Raw genomic sequence first — 14,940 nt, forward strand, 5'->3', positions numbered from 1 at the left:
CACCAATTAAGCTTACTTTTTTTCAATCATATCACTAAAATACTCATCAATATCAAAATCGGGTGGATATTTCGGTCCCAATGTACGCATCCATTCTTCTACAAACACTTTTTGAATCTGTTTTTTGTTTTCTTTCTTCCCACGAATAATGACATAATCATAATCAGGAGTATGAAAATCTATATGGTACAACAAGAAAATGTTTTTATCCTCAGGATGAGAAATGACCAAATTCGTAAATCGATCTTCGGATTCCCAAGCTTCCTCAAACTTTTTTTCAACCTGATTTCGATCATATGGGATCTCTAGGACAGACAAAATACGATCCAATTGATTATCGAGCGCCGTAATTTCATAGATAGGCCAATTTTGTTCAAATTGGCAGTAGCCCGTTAGTTCACCCAAATTAATTACCTCATTTCAATCCCAACCAATTGGATAGCTTTTGATATCCGTAAGCATAACCATTTTACTCAACTACATGAGCTATTCCTTATCCCCCATCACTAGTAGCAAATTATAACGTTCAATAAATTTGGGAACCCAATCGCACTCTGGATGATGGAGTACATTCCTAAAAACAGGTGGTTGCTGCCCAGTAACATAATCAGATATGAAGCCGGAGTTCCACGCCTCTAAAAAAACTTCTTTAACCTTTTCTACATGCTCACTTCCAAAACGAAGAACAATACCATCAAACTCACCTTCAGCTAGTAATTGCACCAAAATAAACGTATTGGTGTCTTTGTTTATATCTTGAATAACATACACATCAGTCTTATCTCTGTTAAACCATTTCTCCTTAAAATCTTCTTCGTCATAGGGTAAACCCAATATGTTGGCCAGCTCTCTTAAAAAATCCGGATTTAAGTCAAGTGATGGCATAGAAAATTGAAATTGAACATGGTCATTGCTACCCACTTATTTCACTACTTTCACGAATAACTTTGAATTACTAACCCAGTATCCCTTCTTTTGGTGCGGTTTCTTAAGTATCCTCTTTTAAAATTCGATCTTCCGTATCCATCATTTCTTTCGCATCCATAATCAACTTAGTTAAATTCAAATTAGGATACTTCTTATCCAATCTTTCCAAGCATTTGATATACGCTACACTTTGCAATTTGTAAGCGACATCTTCAAATACTTCACTTATCCATTCTATTTCTTCTTCAGAGCAAGTTTCCAATAATTTAATTGTTTGAAGTTCATTCATACTTAATAATTCCGTTAATTTATCCCAATACATATAGGCACTCAGATCATTTGGATGCAACGTTGATCTTATTTTTATAATCTGTCTAACTTGCTTTTCAAGCATACTTATGACTCCTACAGCCGCTGTCCTACATCAGGAATAATAGTGCCTATTTTTCCGTTTGTCCTTATAACTACTAATCTCTTATCTGATTTATCTTTGCTGTTAATCTTTGAATTCGCCTAGAAAAGATCAGCTCTTGATTAATTTGCTCTAACTCCTTAATATATTGAAAACTTTTTTTTAGTATCTCTTCTTTTAAATCCTTATATGCTATTTTTTCATTTATAAATTCATATCCCTGGTATGGTAATGAAGTCGTAACCACAGCATCACGAATATCTAAGGTGTTTTTTGAATGAACAAAGATTGCTCCAGCATAGATATAATCACTTTTATCCAACTTTTTAAACTCAATAAAAACATCGGGGGTCTCTATATCTCTTACTGCGACATAATCATGCTTTTCAAGTAATTTTACTGCTTGAAGAAAATGGTCAAACCAGATCGTAATTAAATCGAAACCTTCTTCACCTGGGCGTAATTCATTTTCATGGTATGTTGTATTACAATAAAATTTGTCATTGAAGCGGATCATAAAAAAGCCCTCAATTTCTCCCCAACGATCAAAACTATCTCTATCAAGTGTTTTTAGTTCATCTATATCTTCTATAATTCTATACTTTACCTCTACCATGATACATCTCCTAACGTCCAAAATAACTAAGGTTTAGTTTATGCGACCCATACGCTGTTGCAAATTGTCCATCAGAATGAATGAAGATAGTAATTTGTTCACCATCTGAATTAAATATATATTCACCTGTAATCCCCTTCTGAATAGCTTCATTATACCCTTTCTCTACCTCTGAAATAATTTTTTCTGTGCTCCACTTCGGATTAAAAAATGAGTTTTTTTCCAATTTAGCCTTTAATACATCATCTGATAAGTATGGAACTTGTTTACTAAAATTGAATACAATATGCTTACTAAAATGTTTGATATCGCTTTTGCTTAAAGAAACATAACTAGTTTTCTTAGGCGTCCCCTTACTCCCACCATTCGAAGCAAACTTCTGCAACCAAGCACCAAACGGTGTATCTCCAACAGTTTTCGAATTAGGAACTTTTCCTACTCCGGGTGCTTCAAGAACTTCCAAAGTGGGAATGGGAAGTTTATTAATCTTAGCCACAATCGGGCCTGCATGTTTTTCTATCGTAGCCGTGGCTTTATTAATGAGTGGCTGCACAAGTGGATAAGCACCCGAAGCAAAACCGACCAATGTAGCTCCGGCCAGCCCTGAGAGAATAGCTCGTTTCCAATTCAGCTCTTTCCCTCTTAACCAGTCATCTACGCCACTGGTGATAGCCCCTTCTGTTGCCGCCATGGCACCCATTTTGCTAAAGAGTCCGCTGGCCATGCGTTGGACTAAAGCAGGAGCTTTACCAAGAATCTGCCTCCCACCACTGATAATAGGACCTAGAAAACGCGATCCTGTTATAGCGGCTCCAAGCCCTGGCGCAAACTTCGCCAAACCGGAAAAGAGCGCACTCGCTGCTCCACCACCAATGGCTCCAGCCGCTCCACCAATAGCCGCTCCCAACAGCACCGTCTTATCCACTTTACCGCCATTTAGTAACGCCCCGAAGCCAAGTGAAAGACCCCAGTTCGCCAACAGCATGAGCCCCAAAAGTTCCATCCCAGGAATAAGTAGAAGGCCCACTCCAGCAATAATCACCCCAGCTGAAGCAACCACTTCTTTATTTTCCTTCACCCATTGCCATGCACTGTCAAAAGCGTTGGTTGAGTTATTCCACAGTGACTGAGTGACTTCCCCCAGATCTTTGTTTTTCACGCTTTCCCATGCATCAGAAACACTTTTCTTCAACTTGCTTTTTAATGATTGATAGCCTGATGTTGGATCATTTACCCACTGTGGTCGTCCAAAAAGATCGTCTTTCCGTTACTTCTTGATTTAGTAACAGTGCTAAAGCAACTCCACATGCGATAACAACAACGTATTCCATCGTTGGCGATCCTTTGCGAATCTGAAGCACCTTCACTCATTCCGCTTATTCCTCCGATTTGAGTGGAGAAATGGAAAATCCTTCACTTGATCCGGTCATCGATGGTAAGTAATAACCTTGACCACATTTTGACCACATAAATCAACGGGGCCAACCACACCGTCCTAAAGCGCGTTTCCCCTTGGCGCTCTAGTGCTTTCTAGTGCATTATACTTCCCTTAAGTGTGTGATCAAAATGTGGTCAAACGGCCTTTTTCAGCTCATTTCCATTTTCCAGGAACAGAAAAAACCGCGAAATCTCGCGGTTTGTCTTTGGTGGAGCATAGCGAGCTCGAACCGCTGACCTCTACACTGCCAGTGTGTCTTCGCCCCAGAATCCTATTAAATTCTAATGTACTTGAGTTGAAACGTCCGCAGAAACTCGGGATTCTTCGCAGTTCCGTATCTACTCTAATTCACTCTAGTTACCATTAGTGTGTGGTCAAAATGTGGTCAAGCTGGAGATATCTCCCGATTACTGGAAAAAGGGCGCATATAAGCTTTATCTCGCCAATTTTTATTGAACATAGTTCGAACAAAGATTAGGGATTAATTTTCTGAATCCCAAACTTCATTAAACTGAAATCCAACCAACCCATTAGACTCAACAGCTTCTTTAAACTCATTAGAAACAAACACCATCGAGCGAATCCGGCCATCTAAGAAAATACGAAAAATGTGTTCACCTTTAACCTTTTCCTTAATAAACGCATACTTTTCAAATCCTACTCTAAGCCCAGAACTCAATTGTCTGATAACTGCACGATTGTAATCAATTGCATCAATTGCATTCATAACATGAATAGCAAAATAATTTTTTTCTGGATGGGCAAGTGGCAATACCTCTACTTTATCCTTCAAAAAATCTTGGGTTACATCAAGGGCTCTCTCACTGAAAACAGGTGTAGCTGAATGACCCCAAAACTGTGGACAATCGCTAGACTCCCCTTCTTCCAATGTATAAATTTTAACTTCTTCCCAGACATCTTCTAAAGGAGTAATGGAATTAAACCTTTCCTTAAAATATTTTTCATAATCTTGATCGAAATTCACTAGCTGTATTGTTTCAAAACGTTCATCCAAAGACGCCTTTAACTCCCATATTTTCACGTTCGTTCCTCCATTACTAATGTTAAAAACAGTATAACACTTTTTTTGAGCATCAATTCAATGACAACGATCCATTTAAAAGCTTAGCCCGTATGTCATTCAACTCATCTACAGCATCAGCAGTTGTCCCACCAGCATCTCTTACTTCTCTCAAACGATTAGTGACATATTCAATATATGCGCGAGAGTGATTTCCTCTATGCAATGACTCGCTCCCAACATACTTTCCTTGTGGATGCTTACTGTCAACGTAAGGCAAAAACACTCCATTCGCTGCAGAGTTTTCGTTTATGCCAAATTCCCTCATCAGCTGTTGAGCTTCTCGCGCTCTCGGATCATTCCAAGGGATAATATGATGCGCGGCATTAGGATATGGAGGAGTTTCGACACCTGCCTTCTTGAGCTCTTCTCGTAATATAACGGAAGCTTGTGTTCCTTCCTTATAATCCCCTGCTAACTGAGTACGGTTACTAACTAGGGTAGAATATCCCTGAGCCGAATTTACTTTTGCTCCAATGCTATTATTTGTTTTACTGCTTCCGCCGCCTCGATCCACTTGGGCATACAAACACTCAATAAAATTCCCGTTACCGAATTTAATCAGCGCAAAAAATCGTGGAGTCTGCTGATAACCAAAGCATTTGTCTACATTTTGCATAGTCGGCTTGATCTTAGCCACAACCGGGCCTGCCTGTTTTTCAATCGTAGCCGTAGCTTTATTAATGAGTGGTTGCACAAGTGGATAAGCACCCGAAGCAAAACCGACCAATGTAGCTCCGGCCAAACCTGAGAGAATAGCTCGTTTCCAATTCAGCTCTTTACCTCTTAACCAATCATCTACGCCACTGGTGATAGCCCCTTCTGTTGCCGCCATGGCACCCATTTTGCTAAAGAGTCCGCTGGCCATGCGTTGGACAAAAGCGGGAGCTTTACCAAGAATCTGCTTCCCACCACTGATAATAGGACCAAGAAAACGCGATCCTGTTATAGCGGCTCCAAGCCCTGGCGCAAACTTCGCCAAACCGGAAAAGAGCGCACTCGCTGCTCCACCACCAATGGCTCCAGCCGCTCCACCAATAGCCGCTCCCAACAGCACCGTTTTGTCTACTTTGCCATCATTAAGTAACGCCCCAAAGCCAAGTGAAAGACCCCAGTTCGCCAACAGCATGAGCCCCAACGGCTCCAATCCTGGAATGAGTAAGAGCCCGACTCCAGCAATGATCACCCCAGCTGAAGCAACTACTCTTTATTTTCCTTCACCCATTGCCATACGCTATCTAGAGCATTGGCAGTGTTATTCCATAAAGACTGGGCGCCTTCCCCCAACTCGATGTTTTTTATATTTTCCCAGTTTTCAGACAATCATTTTTTGAACATGATAACCAGATGCAAGATCGTTTATCCATTCTGGCCTTCTAAAAAAATCGTTTTTTCTTTCGTCAAGTGATTGTTCTTTAGAATCTTCATCCACTGAGACAACCATGCTTTGTCCTGTGATCACTTGCATGATCTTATCTTTCAGTGCTCCTTGCACCTCTGCAAAGGCCATCACTTGGTTTAACAATAAAGCCAACGCAACTCCACAGGCGATGACCACCACATATTCCATTGTTGGCGACCCTTTGCGACTTTAGTCCCCTGGCCATTCTACTTAAGAATTTTTTCAATAAGCGTTCACTTTCCAAATGATTTGATACAATCCTATTTTACGTCAATAGGAAATGAGAGGAAATATTTTAAACAAAACGCTTCATATATGCTGGTAGCTTTCCCTGAATATATTTTCTTAAAACAACAAAAACCGCGAGATGTCGCGGCTAGACTTTGGCAGAGTATAGTAGACTTCTAAATGAATGATCATCGATTTATTGTGTTGCTTTAGATTCCAAAAATATTTTTTCTAATGAAACTTCTTCAAATTGGACACGGTAAATAGAAATTCCTTCCCTTACAGCGATGGAAATGATTTCAGGAAAAACCTGATCTGAATCAATCTTTAAATGAAAACCAGACTCAGTTGATTTTGCAAAGATTCCTCGTTGTTTAAGACTTTGAATAAACGAATCTTTAGCGTTCGCTTCTTGTTTAGTAACCAAATATACATGAATAGAAGCTTGATTCTTTTCTCTCAATTCCCTTAAAGTCCCCATTTGAGTAATCGTTCCATTTTGCATGATTGCCACGCGATGGCATATCTTCTCAACTTCTTCTAGGTTATGTGATGTCATAAATATGGTTTTACCTTGTTGTGACAAAGAAAATATGAGTTCTCTAATTTCGATCGCTGACTCTGGATCAAGTGTTGAAGTCGGTTCATCAAGAAAAATGATTTCTGGATTACCAATTAGCGCTTGAGCGATTCCTAATTTTTTCTTCATTCCTAGCGAGTAAGAATGCACCTTTTTTTTCTCATGGCCTTGTAGCCCAACTCGTTCTAATAGTTGATACAAGTCTTGTTTCTTTAATTTTACTCTCTTTAACTCTCCAAAAAGTGTTAAATGATCCAAGGAAGAGTAAGCCGGATAAAAATTGGAGCTATCTGGTAGTACACCGACCTTTTGATAAATAACAGAGGGGTTCTCCAACACATCCTGTCCAAATAAAAAAACCTTTCCCGATGTTGGGCGAACAATCCCTGTAATCATATTTATTGTCGTACTTTTTCCAGCACCGTTTTTCCCCAGATAACCAAATATTTCGCCTTTTCCTACTTGGAAAGTAACATTGTTCACAACTGCCCTTTTTCCGTACATCTTAGTCAAATTTTCTACTTTAATCACCGTGTTATAAATCCTTTCTCGCAAAAATTATTGTTGCAACGAAAACCAGTAACAAGCTGATCAACAGCGGTAGAAGTATCCAATAACCTTTTAAAAGAAGATAGTAATATGGAGTAAGATACCGCAAAATCCCCCAAATCACCCCGTTTTTAGCAAGGGATAACACACCAACAACGGGATAGAGAATACTTGTAATAATCCCTACTAATAATGTATATGAAGGTCGGTAAATAATTGTAGACAACAATATCGTCCAACTGATCACAAAAGACACAAAGCAAACTAAACTCCCTAATAGATGAATGTCGATGGTTTTAGAAACAAAAGCAATTGGGATATACGACAGACATAAAATCGTGCTCCAAAAGAGAACGATACCCAAGTATTTCCCTAAGATAATGGAGGAACGACTAGACTTGGTCACCAAAAAACGAATTGTCTGGGTTTCGATCTCTTTATTCACGATGTCATGAGAAAGGAGACATACAAATAAGAACCCCAGCCCGATTACCAAAAATCTTAATCCTGCTGCATAAGGCGATCCCATTTCAATTTGAGACAATCCATCCGAAGACAGATGGTTAAGGTTTTCACCAACAACATCAGCAATAAAGTAAGAAAACCCAATAAACACAACTAATATAAAAACGGATTTAAGACCACGAAACAAAGCGAAAAATTCCTTTTTACATATCGCTAACATATAAAACGACATCTCCATTCAATTTTTCTTTTTTTTGTTATACCCAACTATTCCGTAAAATTATCTCAAAGCACATAAATGATTTAAAACCCTTCTAGGACTTGTTATCATAATATCTCTGACCTTAAATTCCTTTTTTCACCTCGATTTCCCCTAGAACGATATACCCAATCCCTATAAGTAGTGTAATAACGCTTGAGATTTGCAACTCACTCCCTAATAATTCAAGAAAATAAGGGAAATTCGAACCTACTTCTACTCTTGTGTTTAAAAATTGCAGCAGCAATGTAACGAGTGGCAAATAAGATTGAAGAGATCAAACAAAAGATGGCTCCGGTTAAAATCCTGTACACACAAAAAGCCTCCTACCAATCATTAATGAAAGAACTAAACTTCTTAACGAACTAAACATTACTAATACATTAGTTTCATCTCTTTTATAATACATACGAATCGTTACAAAAACTTTTCTAAAATATAAATTTATTTAATATGACTCTTACTCTTTGGTAAATAATCTGGATTTCATATAAATCTAAAATCTCATAAAGATCTTGCTCCAGGTCACCGTGCTAACTGATCTTTAAAACAGGGGTGAGTAATATTTGAACGACCGTAAGATTACTGTTCATTGTTTAAGCTGTGCCATTGTAGAAGGAACCGTACAGCCAAATGGTGGCACAATCTATGAAACAAAGTTTTTTCATGCTCATCAAGATGTTGCATACCCTGCTCGAGGTCTTGTAATTTTAGCTTCAAAAAGGCATGTGAAGTGTCTAGATGAACTTACCGAAGAGGAACTAAATGATTATATTCATACGCTTCATCTGATACGTAAAGCACAACGCAAAGTTTTAGGGATTGAACAAGTCTACTATTTCTATTTCTATAATGAAGATACTACACACCATTTCCATACATGGATGGTTCCCCGATATGATTGGATGGATCAGTTTGGGAGATCAATCGAATCAGTTCGGCCTGTACTTCTGCATGCAAGACAAAAAAGAAATGATCAAGATGAAATCAAAAAAATAATAGAAGCCATCCATGCGCTAAAAAACTATTTATCTACTTCAAATTAGAAATGAAGTGGTTATTCTATCACCCTTTCCTTACCTCTTTTCAGTCGTCTCCTCTCATCGATTTAACAATCTCTTCTATTCGGCTGCTATGCATTGCACAAGCATGATCGATTCATTTCCATTCCAGTTGGGCTTATCAAATTGCCAAATCATCAACAAATCAAATACCCCCACCGCTTCCACACACACGGCAGGGGCATATGCCAACCGTAAATTCCTTTTCCTCGGCTTTGCTGATTGTAACTGGTTTGAAAATCAACACTCAGGAACAGCATGATAAAACCGATGGATCTCGTGTGCGACTGACTGTGGCTGTTCCACTTGCACATAATGCCCCGCGTTGGGTATTCCCACGTGCTTGGCACAGTTTAAGCCTTTAGCCAAGTTGCGTGAATGGCGAGGTGAAATAATCACATCTTCATTCGCTGAAATAACCAAAGCCGGACAGGGAATCCTTGACAACTCTCCTTGTAGGTCAATTTGACTCACGCCGGAAAAATCCTGGCTCGCCGCATCCGTTCGTAAGCGCAAATATTCATTCAGTACAAGCGATTGCTTTTCTTCCGGTACCCCCGGAAAAAAACTCCCTTTCAATGATTCCAAATCCCACTCTCCTGACAATGCTTGCTTTACGAAGTCAGGATGTAATCTGATTTTGGCTGAGGTGCATAACAGGATTAATCGGTTTACGTTCGCGGGAAATTGCAAAGCAAACTGTAAACCGATCAGACCGCCAATGGAGTGCCCCACATACGTGACAGGTCGTTTCACCGACAAGGCATCTAAGAACCGATCAATAAATGCTGCCACGTCTGGAATGGTTTTGCATATTGTCCCACCCGTCAATCCATGTCCGGGCAAATCCAAGGCAATGATCGGCATGTCCATCTCCGGCTCCAAAAAAAGAGGATGCCAGTGGCGGACACTGCCTCCGCCACCATGAATGAAAAGGCACACATCCTCTGAATGATCGATTTCCTCGATGTTTCTTACTTCATAGTACGTGCGAATGCCGCCAACATCAATCCATGCCATTCTCACACGCCACTCCTTCACTCATGTTTCAGCACCAAAGTGGACAGCATGGTGTTCATTTTGTTAACCGTCTCCATGTATTCATTCTCAGGATTCGATTCTCCCATGATACCGGCACCCGCTTGAAACGAAATGACATCGCCGTATTGGAAAACAGAACGTATCGCAATCGCCAAATCCGCTCTATCGCTTGAATCAATCCACCCTACCGCTCCGGCATAGATGCCTCTCGGCTCCTCTTCCAACTGCGAAATCCATTCCAGCGCGGAAGCTTTGTCGATTCCCGACACGGTGATGCCGGGCAACAAGGCTTTTAACGCATCCCAGGATGTCCGATCCGCTTTGAGCGTCCCTCCAACCCGTGACGAAAGATGCTGAACACAACGGTATCGTTTCACTTGCATGAAATCCAGCACCCGAACCGTATCTGGCTCGCACACACTCCGAATCTCATCCTGCGCCAACCAGATAGACAATGCGTGTTCTTTCACCTCTTTTGCATCGGTGAATAACTCATCGTGCAATTGTCGATCCCGTTCAGGTGAGTCCCCGCGCGGACGTGTCCCAGCAAGTGGATTGGTCAGCACAAATCTCTCATGATCGACGGCCATGAGGATCTCAGGGCTAAAACCCACCACTTTTGTACCTCCCAGTTTAAGACAATACGAACGCACGCTGTTGTTGACGTTTGACCCCTCTGCATAAGTGAGAACGGGATCAAGTTGATCATGTACCTTGACTGAACGGGATAGGATCGCCTTATGAAGCTTTCGTTGCTGGATCTTGTCAATGAGACATTGGACTTTTTGTTGATAGTTTTCGCGGTCAGCATAGTCCAGTTTCAGCGGATACCGCTCATAGGTCGGCAAGTCAACCTCCGACTCCAATATTTTGATCAATTCATCCTGCTGGGTGACCGACTTTACATAAACCCCGCTTTGGGTGAAACGAAGCTCGAACTCCGGCACGATCATGCACAAGATTGGCTCCGCACTGGATTTGGAATAGTTATAGTAATATTTGCAAACATCAAACCCCACATAACCATATGCCGTCCACTGCTCCAAAGGAAGCGTGTGCAAAAACCTCTCTGCTTGTTTGAGCGGATCCTTCGCCGGTTCTTCTGTAGTGTCACCAGCATATTGAAAGCGAACCATGTCTTGTTGCACTTCGACTTTGGCCACCACATTGCCGACAAGCCGAACCTCACCATTTCCTTCATATAATAGATAATCAGTCACAAAATCACTTGTTGCCAGTTGGTGCAGGACTTTTAATGGTTCTTTCGCTCCTGCCACAAATGTCTCTTCATACATTGGGGTTTTCTTCAACCTTATCCCTCCACATTTCCCGGCCATGATTCTACTTTTTCTTTCACGGCGCTCATTTGGATCTTGGTATTTTGATTGAGGAAATGGGTCATTTTCTCTTCACTGATTGGACATCCTGGATCCACTTCAAATTCTTGCATCCATGTCATTTTCACTTGATTGGGGCTTAAGACCTCATAAGACCACCGAATATTCATATATTTAAACGGAAACTTAGGGTCCAATCTTTCCGCGATCGCTTGTTTATTCTCCTTGTCGATGATGCGCCGGGACACCCATGTGCGGGAAGGCCGCTCCCCTTCCGGATATGTTGTCAGTTGAAAAAGCACTTCGTTTCCGTTTTTCTCCAACACCTTTGCTTCCTTGTATTCCGTAAATAATTTCGTCCAAAGTTCAATATCGTTGGTCAAGTCAAACGTAGTATCAAAATCGCGTTCTACGATAATCGAGTTTTCAATGCGTGGCATTTTGCTCCTCCTATTCATTCACAATACCGACAGCTCTCACCCAACTCGCATCAAGCCCTTTCACACGCAATGGAAAGCATGCGACATGGAAGCCTGACGGAGGCAACTGATCCAAATTGGTCAACCGTTCGATTTGGATATACTCCCGTTCGCGCCCATAAAAGTGTGCCGGCCACAATACTTCTGGGTTTTTGGTACGCCAAAATTCCTCGAGCATCACGCCAAATGGCCGGTCAAAACCATAACTATCAATCCCCATCACTTTAACTCCCTGGTCGGCAAGCCATTGTGTAGCTTCGCGGCTCATCCCCGGGGCATGCGTAAAGTATTCCCGCTTTCCCCAGAGTCGGTCCGTGCCTGTCCACAATAAGACAATGTCATAAGGTTGAATCACATGATTCGCTTCTTTCAAAGCATGTTGTATGTCGGCAACCGTTATGAGCTCCCCAGGTCCCTTAAAGCGCAGATCCAAGCGGACTCCGGGTGCATAAAACCATTCCAGGGGAATTTCATCAATCGATTTTGCGGGCTTGCCTTCACACTTGGAACCATAGTGGATGGGCGCATCCACATGGGTGCCCATATGTGTCGGAATCGTAACCACATCCATCGTCAAAAATTCCTGATCTGGAAAATCGGAGGGCTTAATCTTGCGCGATCCTTTCATATAGCGAAAGAATTGCGCAATTCGTTTCGTTAGCGGCAATTTGTTATTCCATGCCGCTTGTCGACAAAAATGCCGAGCTCCCCGCTTATGATCGAGCCGCTTTACAGCCACTTTCATCGGTTCGGAAGGTGAATTTTCCACCAACACACTTAAATCAATCAGCTTGCTCACCATGACCCTCCCACTGCCGAATCGCTTCCAAGGCACGTTCCACCGCCAAGGTCACATTGGAGACCCCCACCGCCGGCATTGCCAACAAAATGGCCGCAATAATCTCTTCTTTGGTCGCTCCGTGTTGCAATGCCCGTTCGACATGTGTGTCAATCGCCCGTAACCCGCGGTTTGCCGTAAAAATGCCGATCAAAATCAATTCGTTGGTTTTTTCATCCATGGGAGAGTATTGCTTGATTTCCTTCGTCAGGTTAAAAAAACCATCCGCCACATTGGGTGCTTCCTGAATAATGTTACGCATGTCCGTTCCCTCCCATATTTCTATGACCCGCTTGTGCGGTTGGAGCCAGAGGAGCAGTGGCAAACACTACTTTGATTTGTTCGTCCCCCGTGTTCTCTATGGAATGAGGCACACCTTTCGGCACAATCAAAGCCTCTCCTGCAGAGAATTCAATCGATTCTACTCCCTCCAGGTAAAGAACCCCTTTCCCTTGCAACACATAAAAACATTCTTCCCCATAATCATGAACATGCTTTTTGACGGTGGTTCCCACAGGAACTGTTGCCGTCCCCATAATCAATTGCGTAGCGTCAACCGTTTTGGGTGACATCATGACCCTCACTTCGCCACCTTTGTCGACGAGTGGTTTCACTTCCATTTCCGCCACTTTATACTTTCTCAAATCGGCATCTCCTTTCCCCGTGTAGCAGTCAGCCTTTTTCTGTCTATTTTGCCTGTGGAGGTTCGCGGAAGTTTCTCAATCACATACACCCGTTGCGGAACCTTGTAAGCTGGCAGTTTTGAGCGCAAGACTTTTCGCAGTTCTTGCTCCAGATGAGTGTTTTTCCCGTCATTTGCTTTTGGGCACACATACGCCGCAACCATCACCATCCCCCGCTCATCTTGTTCCGGTATGACGGCGGCATCCAACAAATCAGCATACCGCAAAAGCGCATCCTCGATTTCGAAAGGGATGATCCATTGCCCATTCACTTTAAAGCAATCATCATTCCGACCGACAAAATAATAATATCCGTCCTCATCCTTATAATAACGGTCCCCCGTCCGCATGGACTCTCCACAGATCGCCTCTCGCGTCTCACGATGACGATTCCAGTAACCCTGCATTAAACTCTCTCCCGTCACTACAAGATCACCTACATGACCTGGTGGAAGCTCATTTCCTTCAGAATCCAGCAATTTGATCTCATAACCATCCACCGGTTTGCCTGTACTTCCAGGCCTACAGTCACCAGGAGTGTTGGAAAGGAAAATGTGCAACAACTCCGTCGTCCCGATCCCCTCGCAGATTTCTTTGCCATATCGTTCTTTCCACTTGCGCCAAATGGTTGGGGGCAATTGCTCCGCTGCCGAAATAAACAAGCGAACAGAATCATCATGCAGTGGCGCGATGTCGTCGACTGCCAGGATGCTGGCGTAGATAAACGGCAGGCCGAAAAATACTGTTGGCCGATAACGGTGAATGTCATCGATCACGTCAAACACGTTCTCCGCATCTGACAAAACAACGGAAGCCCCGACGTACAATGGAAAATACAACGAATTCCCCAAACCATAAGCAAATGGCATGTTGGCAACCGAATAAATAACATCCTGCTCTGTCAGATGAATGGTGTTTTTCGCATAAGTTTCCGCACAAACCACCATGTCGTGATGAAGGTGGATCACCCCTTTGGGACGCCCTGTGCTGCCGGAAGTATATAGCCAGAATGCAACATCATCCCGTGACGTATTTGCCGCTTCCGTCTCCTCAACATAGTGTGACAAACGGGACTCAAGCGGAATAACGTCATCCACCAAAAGCACTTCCTTCAAAAAAGGACTGTCTTTCCGGGACAAACCGTCATATAAGGATTTGGTGGTGATCAATAATTTCGCCCTGGCATCCGTCAGCATGTATTCAACATCACTTACCTTGCAGGAAACATTGATCGCCACCGGGACTGCCCCAATCCAAATTGCGCCCCAAAATGCGTAAACAAATGCCGGGCAGTCGGGCAAATAGATGCAAATGCGATTCTCCCAATCAATTTGCAAATCTTTCAGCAAGCTTGCCATTTTTCGCACATTGGCATAGAGTTCGGCATATGAGATCGTTTGGTCCTTATAATAAATTGCCGTTTTGTCGGCTAGGTTTGTTAGATTCTTCTCCAAAAAATACGACGCAACATTAAATTGCGGAGAAATCTGATCATAAATGCTCTTCATCGATATCCCCTTAGCATCCTGTTATGATAAGGGCAT

Annotated in this window: 18 protein-coding genes; 1 reads left to right on the forward strand and 17 read right to left on the reverse strand. The window is 42.2% G+C overall.

From position 1 onward, the window contains the following. Positions 1–12: 12 nt before the first annotated feature. From EDC32_RS08095 to EDC32_RS08140, 10 genes are all read right to left on the reverse strand, one after another. Positions 13–405: a hypothetical protein gene (locus EDC32_RS08095; RefSeq protein ID WP_132221303.1), complete on the reverse strand. Its 393-nt coding sequence runs from the start codon at positions 403–405 to the stop codon at positions 13–15. Between the two features lie 81 nt (positions 406–486). Next, the gene (locus EDC32_RS08100) at positions 487–921 is read right to left on the reverse strand and encodes a hypothetical protein (protein ID WP_132221305.1); all 435 of its coding nucleotides are present in this window, start codon (positions 919–921) and stop codon (positions 487–489) included. A 67-nt stretch (positions 922–988) separates the two neighbouring features. Further along, positions 989–1,321 carry a hypothetical protein gene (locus EDC32_RS08105; RefSeq protein ID WP_132221307.1) on the reverse strand — a complete coding sequence of 111 codons (333 nt, stop codon included), beginning with the start codon at positions 1,319–1,321 and terminating at the stop codon, positions 989–991. 73 nt (positions 1,322–1,394) lie between these two features. Then, on the reverse strand, positions 1,395–1,955 hold the full coding sequence (locus tag EDC32_RS08110; protein WP_022737166.1) for a hypothetical protein: 561 nt from the start codon (positions 1,953–1,955) through the stop codon (positions 1,395–1,397). 10 nt (positions 1,956–1,965) lie between these two features. Then, a complete protein-coding gene (locus EDC32_RS08115) occupies positions 1,966–3,114 on the reverse strand; it encodes an EndoU domain-containing protein (protein ID WP_132221309.1) in 1,149 nt (382 codons plus the stop codon). 760 nt (positions 3,115–3,874) lie between these two features. Further along, positions 3,875–4,435, reverse strand: coding sequence for an imm11 family protein (locus EDC32_RS08120; protein ID WP_132221311.1), 561 nt, complete (start codon positions 4,433–4,435; stop codon positions 3,875–3,877). 52 nt (positions 4,436–4,487) lie between these two features. Next, the gene (locus EDC32_RS08125; RefSeq protein ID WP_246026896.1) at positions 4,488–5,597 is read right to left on the reverse strand and encodes an AHH domain-containing protein; all 1,110 of its coding nucleotides are present in this window, start codon (positions 5,595–5,597) and stop codon (positions 4,488–4,490) included. Positions 5,598–5,789: 192 nt separating this feature from the next. Next, entirely contained in the window at positions 5,790–6,044 is a 255-nt protein-coding gene (locus EDC32_RS08130; RefSeq protein ID WP_132221313.1) for a hypothetical protein, read from the reverse strand. Positions 6,045–6,300: 256 nt separating this feature from the next. Then, a complete protein-coding gene (locus EDC32_RS08135) occupies positions 6,301–7,215 on the reverse strand; it encodes an ABC transporter ATP-binding protein (RefSeq protein ID WP_246026897.1) in 915 nt (304 codons plus the stop codon). 4 nt (positions 7,216–7,219) lie between these two features. Continuing rightward, positions 7,220–7,918 carry an ABC transporter permease gene (locus EDC32_RS08140; RefSeq protein ID WP_132221315.1) on the reverse strand — a complete coding sequence of 233 codons (699 nt, stop codon included), beginning with the start codon at positions 7,916–7,918 and terminating at the stop codon, positions 7,220–7,222. A gap of 605 nt (positions 7,919–8,523) precedes the next feature. Between EDC32_RS08140 and EDC32_RS08145 the strand changes: the two genes are divergently transcribed. Continuing rightward, positions 8,524–9,003 carry an HIT family protein gene (locus EDC32_RS08145; RefSeq protein ID WP_132221317.1) on the forward strand — a complete coding sequence of 160 codons (480 nt, stop codon included), beginning with the start codon at positions 8,524–8,526 and terminating at the stop codon, positions 9,001–9,003. A gap of 255 nt (positions 9,004–9,258) precedes the next feature. On the opposite strand, the gene EDC32_RS08150 is transcribed toward EDC32_RS08145, so the two are convergent. The 7 genes from EDC32_RS08150 to EDC32_RS08180 are packed head-to-tail and all read right to left on the reverse strand — an operon-like array spanning position 9,259 to position 14,904. After that, the gene (locus tag EDC32_RS08150; RefSeq protein WP_132221319.1) at positions 9,259–10,038 is read right to left on the reverse strand and encodes an alpha/beta fold hydrolase; all 780 of its coding nucleotides are present in this window, start codon (positions 10,036–10,038) and stop codon (positions 9,259–9,261) included. 17 nt (positions 10,039–10,055) lie between these two features. Further along, entirely contained in the window at positions 10,056–11,369 is a 1,314-nt protein-coding gene (locus tag EDC32_RS08155) for a salicylate synthase (protein ID WP_211341910.1), read from the reverse strand. 2 nt (positions 11,370–11,371) lie between these two features. Then, a complete protein-coding gene (locus tag EDC32_RS08160; RefSeq protein WP_158283287.1) occupies positions 11,372–11,836 on the reverse strand; it encodes an SRPBCC family protein in 465 nt (154 codons plus the stop codon). 10 nt (positions 11,837–11,846) lie between these two features. Then, on the reverse strand, positions 11,847–12,674 hold the full coding sequence (locus tag EDC32_RS08165; RefSeq protein ID WP_132221323.1) for a cyclase family protein: 828 nt from the start codon (positions 12,672–12,674) through the stop codon (positions 11,847–11,849). Continuing rightward, the gene (locus EDC32_RS08170; RefSeq protein WP_022737180.1) at positions 12,658–12,975 is read right to left on the reverse strand and encodes a carboxymuconolactone decarboxylase family protein; all 318 of its coding nucleotides are present in this window, start codon (positions 12,973–12,975) and stop codon (positions 12,658–12,660) included. The genes EDC32_RS08165 and EDC32_RS08170 overlap by 17 nt, the downstream gene beginning before the upstream one ends. Next, on the reverse strand, positions 12,968–13,357 hold the full coding sequence (locus EDC32_RS08175) for a cupin domain-containing protein (protein ID WP_132221325.1): 390 nt from the start codon (positions 13,355–13,357) through the stop codon (positions 12,968–12,970). Before EDC32_RS08175 ends, EDC32_RS08170 begins: the two co-directional genes overlap by 8 nt. After that, on the reverse strand, positions 13,354–14,904 hold the full coding sequence (locus EDC32_RS08180) for a benzoate-CoA ligase family protein (RefSeq protein ID WP_132221327.1): 1,551 nt from the start codon (positions 14,902–14,904) through the stop codon (positions 13,354–13,356). The genes EDC32_RS08175 and EDC32_RS08180 overlap by 4 nt, the downstream gene beginning before the upstream one ends. Positions 14,905–14,940 lie beyond the last annotated feature (36 nt).

The organism is Laceyella sacchari, from assembly GCF_004343255.1.
Classification (GTDB): Bacteria; Bacillota; Bacilli; order Thermoactinomycetales; family Thermoactinomycetaceae; genus Laceyella; species Laceyella sacchari.

Coding starts and splice junctions, on each gene's coding strand:
- EDC32_RS08150 (WP_132221319.1), bottom strand. CDS start 10,038: ATGGCATGGATTGATGTTGGCGGCATTCGCACGTACTATGAAGTAAGA.
- EDC32_RS08180 (WP_132221327.1), bottom strand. CDS start 14,904: ATGAAGAGCATTTATGATCAGATTTCTCCGCAATTTAATGTTGCGTCG.
- EDC32_RS08140 (WP_132221315.1), bottom strand. CDS start 7,918: ATGTTAGCGATATGTAAAAAGGAATTTTTCGCTTTGTTTCGTGGTCTT.
- EDC32_RS08170 (WP_022737180.1), bottom strand. CDS start 12,975: ATGCGTAACATTATTCAGGAAGCACCCAATGTGGCGGATGGTTTTTTT.
- EDC32_RS08105 (WP_132221307.1), bottom strand. CDS start 1,321: ATGCTTGAAAAGCAAGTTAGACAGATTATAAAAATAAGATCAACGTTG.
- EDC32_RS08160 (WP_158283287.1), bottom strand. CDS start 11,836: ATGCCACGCATTGAAAACTCGATTATCGTAGAACGCGATTTTGATACT.
- EDC32_RS08130 (WP_132221313.1), bottom strand. CDS start 6,044: ATGGAATATGTGGTGGTCATCGCCTGTGGAGTTGCGTTGGCTTTATTG.
- EDC32_RS08110 (WP_022737166.1), bottom strand. CDS start 1,955: ATGGTAGAGGTAAAGTATAGAATTATAGAAGATATAGATGAACTAAAA.